The organism is Pseudodesulfovibrio sp. (genome assembly GCF_028692895.1).
GTDB lineage: Bacteria > Desulfobacterota > Desulfovibrionia > Desulfovibrionales > Desulfovibrionaceae > Pseudodesulfovibrio.
The window spans coordinates 1-5,390 of the sequence record NZ_JAQUWN010000020.1; the positions used below are offsets into that span (position 1 = coordinate 1).

At 63.5% G+C, this 5,390-nt stretch carries 4 protein-coding genes; 1 reads left to right on the forward strand and 3 read right to left on the reverse strand.

Going from position 1 to position 5,390, the window contains the following annotated elements:
* Positions 1-52: 52 nt before the first annotated feature.
* The 3 genes from PHP91_RS06890 to PHP91_RS06900 form a co-directional block, all read right to left on the reverse strand.
* On the reverse strand, positions 53-325 hold the full coding sequence (locus PHP91_RS06890) for an HU family DNA-binding protein (RefSeq protein WP_300138853.1): 273 nt from the start codon (positions 323-325) through the stop codon (positions 53-55).
* A 218-nt stretch (positions 326-543) separates the two neighbouring features.
* Positions 544-1,983 carry a sigma-54 dependent transcriptional regulator gene (locus PHP91_RS06895; RefSeq protein WP_300138857.1) on the reverse strand — a complete coding sequence of 480 codons (1,440 nt, stop codon included), beginning with the start codon at positions 1,981-1,983 and terminating at the stop codon, positions 544-546.
* A 24-nt stretch (positions 1,984-2,007) separates the two neighbouring features.
* Positions 2,008-4,641 carry an ABC transporter substrate binding protein gene (locus PHP91_RS06900; RefSeq protein ID WP_300138860.1) on the reverse strand — a complete coding sequence of 878 codons (2,634 nt, stop codon included), beginning with the start codon at positions 4,639-4,641 and terminating at the stop codon, positions 2,008-2,010.
* A gap of 167 nt (positions 4,642-4,808) precedes the next feature.
* Between PHP91_RS06900 and PHP91_RS06905 the strand changes: the two genes are divergently transcribed.
* Positions 4,809-5,243: a glycine zipper domain-containing protein gene (locus PHP91_RS06905; protein WP_300138863.1), complete on the forward strand. Its 435-nt coding sequence runs from the start codon at positions 4,809-4,811 to the stop codon at positions 5,241-5,243.
* The last annotated feature ends 147 nt before the right edge of the window (positions 5,244-5,390 follow it).

Consider the following 5,390-nt stretch of genomic DNA (forward strand, 5'->3'; position numbering starts at 1 on the left):
AAGGCCCTCCTGGAACCAGGAGGGCCTTCAAGACCTATTTCTGAAAACCAATCTATTTGATGGCGTCTTTCAGAACCTTGCCGGGCTTGAACTGGGCAACCTTGCAGGCCGGGATCTTGATCTCGGCGCCGGTGCGGGGGTTGCGGCCGGTGCGGGCCTTGCGCGCGCTCACGCTGAAAGTGCCGAAGCCGGTCAAGGTCAGCTTGTTGCCGGCCGCCAGCTCATCCTTGATGATGTCCAGGATGGCATTCATGGACGCCTCGGCCTGAGCCTTGGAGGTGCCGTTCTTTTCAGCGATTTTGGCAACGAGTTCTGCTTTGGTCATGTGCTTTTCTCCTATTGTTGTATGAAACGATCAACGTCCCTCGGAACACGAAAAGTATTCCCCTGCATACACGCTTGGCGAATCGAAAGGAAGTCAAAAATAAGCCTTCCCTTCAAAAAAAAGCGCTTGTTTCCTACTCTTCCGGCGGACACCGCGAAGCCGGAGCCCATTTTTGGCCCCATTGTTGTCACAATTAATACGAAATCGACAAAAGTGTATTACAAGGACAGATCATACTTCTTCAACAGTGAATAGAAATGCGACCGGGACAGTTGCGACACCTCCAAGATACGGGGCAACTGCCCGCCGCACTGCCGGATCAGCTCGCCCAGGTAGACCTTTTCCGCCACGCCCTTGAATTCGCGCAGGGAGGGCAGCTCCCGGTCGAAAATGTCCTCGAAGATCTCCTGTCCGATTTTCCGGACCCCGCGGTCCGCCTCGGACCCGCCCTCCTCGGTGACCTCGGCTCCGGTCATGCGCTTGATCTGCGACTTGGCCACCTGAATCCGCAGGGTCCGGGACAGGTGCATGGTGTACAGGGTCTTCTCGTTCCCGCTCGCGATGACGGCTCGTTCCAGGATGTTGAAGAGCTCCCGCACGTTGCCCGGCCAACTGTAGCTGCGCAGGGTCGAGAAAAAGTCTGACCCGAAGGACTTCTCCTCCATGCCGTACTTCTCGCACAGCCGCTTGACCCGGAACTCGGCCAGCCCGCGGATGTCGTCGGGCCGGGCTGCCAGGGGCGGCAGGTGAATGCGCATGGTCTTGATGCGGAACAGCAGGTCCGAACGGAATTCGCCCTTCTCCACCATCTTGTCAAGGTCGCGGTTGGTGGCCGCCACCAGGCGGAAGTCGCTGGTCAGCTCGCGGGTGTCGCCCACGGGGCGGAAGGTGCGCTCCTGCAGGACGCGCAGGAAGGTCTTCTGGATGGAGAGCGGCAGTTCGCCCACCTCGTCCAGGAAGAGCGTGCCGCCGTCGGCCAGCTTGACCAGGCCCGTGCGGTCCGCCAGGGCGCTGGTGAACGCGCCCTTGCGATGGCCGAACAGGGTTGATTCCACCAGGGACTCGGCCAGCCCGGCGCAGTCCACCACCACGAACCGGCCGCCCCGACGCTTGGAATTGGCGTGGATGGTGGAGGCGAAGAGTTCCTTGCCGGTGCCGGTCTCGCCGGTGATGAGCACGTTGGAGTCCGAGCGGGCGGCCTGGGCCAGGAGCTTGAAGCTCGCCTGCATGGACGTGCTGTGGCCCACCACCTTGGAGAGGTCCAGGGACTCGATGGCGGCCTTGCCCGCCTTTTCCTCGTGATACTTGAGGGCGCGGCCCAGGGTCAGGGAAATCTCGCGCACGCTGGAGGGCTTGAGCAGGTAGTCCCATACGCCGCCCTTGATGGCCAGCTCCGCGCCGTCCGGGTCGCCCTGGCCGGTCAGGATGATCACCTCGGGCGGCTCGGGCAGGGCCATGAGGTCGGGCAGGATGTCCAGCCCGTTGCCGTCGGGCAGCCGGACGTCCAGGAAGACCACGTCGTAGAGATTCTTACGCGCCAGCTTCAGCCCCACATCCAGGGTGTGGGCGTGATCGCAGGTATGGGTCAGCCTGGTAATCAGGCTTTCCATGGTCTCGCAAATCTCGAAATCGTCGTCCAGAATCAGTATGTTCGCCATGGCCGCACTCCCCCCGATCCCCTTCTAGCGCGTGTCCAGGACGACGCCGATGGCGTCTCCCAGGTCTTCCTTGTCATAGGGTTTGATAATCACCTGGCGGATGCACGGCAAGTCCGCGGCCGCGACAACCGCGTCCTCGCGCCCGGAAACCAGGATAATCGGCATGTTGGGGGCCACCAGGGCGATGCGGATGGCCAGCTCGATCCCGCTCAGCCCCGGCATGTCGTAATCGGTGATGACCATGTCGAAGGCCCCGGGGTCGTCGGCCACGAGCAGGGCCGCCGCCTCCGGGTCGCCCACGGCCGACACCCGGTAGCCCATGGCCTTGAGCAGGCGGGGCGTGGTGTGCAACTGGTCCTCGTCGTCCTCCACGAACAGGATGCGCTGGCCCGTGGGGCCCCCGCTCCGGCGGACCCGGCCCGTGTCGCCGTCCGTGTTCTCGGCCCTGGGAAGGAATATCTCGAATATGGTGCCGCCCCCCGGACGCGGGAGCACCTGGAGCCCGCCCCTGTGGCTGCGGACGATGCCGTGCACCACCGCCAGGCCCAGACCGGTGCCTTCGGTCTTGTCCTTGGTAGAAAAGAAGGGATCAAAGATCTTGTCCAATATTTCCGGCGCGATGCCAGGCCCGTCATCCTCGATGGCCATGCGCACGTACTCGCCCGGCGACACGCCGAGGGCGCGGGCGTCCTCCTCGGTCAGGTCGGCCCGGTCCACTCGAGCCTCGATGACCCCGCCACGGTCGCGCAGGGCGTGGAAGGCGTTGGTGCACAGGTTCATGGCCACCTGGTGGAGCTGGGTGGGGTCGGCAAGCACGCAGGAAAGGGCCGGGGCCACGTTCAGCCGGACCTTGATGTTGCTCGGCATGGACGCCTCGATCAGCCCCATCGCCTCGGTGATGACCGCGCCCACGTCCGTGCTGCGGAAGCCCTCGGTGGAGGGGCGGCTGAAGGCCAGGATCTGGTTGACCACCCGGCCTCCCCGCCGGGCCGCCTTGAGCACCCGGTCCAGGTCCTTGTGGGTGACGCTCTCCTCTTCCAGGTCGCCCAGGGCCAGCTCGGTCGAGTTGATGATCGAAGTCAATATGTTATTGAAATCATGCGCGATACCGCCAGCCAGCGTGCCGATGGCCTCCATTTTCTGCGATTGCAGGAGCTGCCGCTCCAGGTCCCGCTCCTTGGTCACGTTCTCCGCCGTGGTCAGCACGCCCACGATCCGGCCGGAACGGTCGCGGATGGGCACCTTGTTGACCTCCAGCCAGGCGGAGCGCCCGGCGGCGTCGGAAAGCTCGCGCCGCACCCTGCGGAAGGCCTCCCTGCGGCCGATGACCGCCATGTCCGCCTCGTCCGCCCACTTGGCGTACTCCATGTCGTGCAGGCTCTCGCCCGAGGTCCGGCTCACGGCGGAGGCCCCGTTCTCCAGGCCGAAAAACTCGGCGAAGGCCCGGTTGGAGCCCAGGTAGCGCCCCTGGCGGTCCTTCCACGACACCAGTTGCGGCACGGCGTCCATGAGCGTCTCCTGGAAGGCGAGCTGGTCCTTGACCTTGCGTTCAACCTTCCGCCGCTCCATCATGGTCAGGACCAGAAAGACGAGGATGATGACCAGCAGGAAAAAGCTGACCATGATGGTCCAGAACAATTCCTTGGGCAACTCGTAGAACGCCTTGGGCGTATTGATGATGCGGCTGCCCTCGGGCAGTTTCGATTCATCGATGCCGAGCCGCGACAGCACGTTGTAGTCGAAGCCGTATTCCCCGGTGGGGCTCTGGACCACCGGAATGGCGTCCGCCGGTTCGCCGTCCAGGATGCGCAGGGCCATCTCGGCGGCCATCTGCCCGTGCTGCCGGCCGGAAATGACCCAACCGCCGAGTGCGCCGTGCCCCAGCAGGAAGCCCCACGCCGTATAGATGGGCACGCTGGAATGCTTGTAGATCTCCTCCATCACCTCCTCGGAGGTGTAGAACCGGTTCCCCACGGTCTGGTAATAGGGAATGAAGAACAGGAAGGCGTCGGGCGGCAGCTTTTCCACCCGCTTCAGGGTGTCCTCCAGGGAAAGCCTGGCCCAGGACTCCACGGTGAGGCGGCCCGCATATTCCGGCACCACTGACAGCACCTGCCGCCGGATGGTCACGCCCGCCGTGGATTCGTCGCCCACCACGACCATGTGCCGCTTGTCGGGATACAGCTTGAGGGCCACGTCCAGGGTCATCCGGGGATCGAAATTCTCCACCACGCCGGTCAGGTTGCCCTGGGCCATCATCCCGGGCTCGAAGTCGTTGACGCCGCAAAAGACCAGGGGCACGCCGGGGAACAGCTCGTCCCGGTACTGGGAGGCGAACGAAAAGGCGTCGTTGTCCGAAACGATGATCGCGTCGAACTTCTTGCCGGCGAACTTCTCCCGGTAGAGACGGCGGAGCATGCCGGTGACGTCCTCGTAATGGTACTTCTTGGCGTCCATGTATTCGATCTGGAGGTCGATCTTGAACTCGCTCGCGTCCAAGACGGAACGCGCGCCCTCAAGGATGGAGTCCGACCACTGGTACCCATCGTGGTAGGAATTCATGAACAGGACGTCCTTCTTCGGCCGCTCGGCCCGGACCGGACCGGCAAGCAGGCAGAAAAGGAACAAAACGGGCAAAACGTAGCGAAACGGTTTCATGCGCATCCTCGGGCAAATGGTCACCAGTCCCCGTGTACAGGGCTTCCCCGTCTCATGCAAGAGCCGGGCCTGTCGAAAAGAATAACACAACCGCGTTCACACATCCTGTACAACGGCCCTTTCTTGATGCTATCGTGAATCCGCAACCTTCAACAGGCAGGTACACCATGAAAAAAATCGCCATCTCTCTTTTGCTCGTCAGCTTCCTCGCCGCCGGTTACGGCTGCGCCAACAAGGCCCAGCAGGGCGCGGGCGTGGGAGCCCTGGCCGGCGCCACCATCGGCGCCCTGACCTTCAAGGACAAGCTCCTCGGCGCGGCCGTGGGCGCGGGCGTGGGCACCCTCATGGGCTACATCGTCGGCAACGAATGGGACAAGCACGACGAGGCCAAGGTCCAGTCCACCCTGGAACACAACAAGTCGGGCCAGACATCCAGTTGGACCAACCCTGACACCAACCAGAGGTACGAGGCCACCCCGTCCCAGCCGTACATGGCCGAAAACAAGGTCTATCGCGACATCGTCATCAAGGACGAGGACGGCCACTCCGTCATGGCCAAGGCCTGGCGAGACGAAAACGGCGTCTGGCACCTGAAGCAGTAGACGCGGGCAATCGCTGCGTTGCTGCGAAAAGGGCGCACCCTCGCGTATTGAGATACGCGTCGGCCGCGCCCTTTTCTTGCGCCTTGCGCTTGCCCACGCCTACTGCTTCAGGGTCTCGCGCGGGCGCGCGGCGGGGAGGAAGAGAAG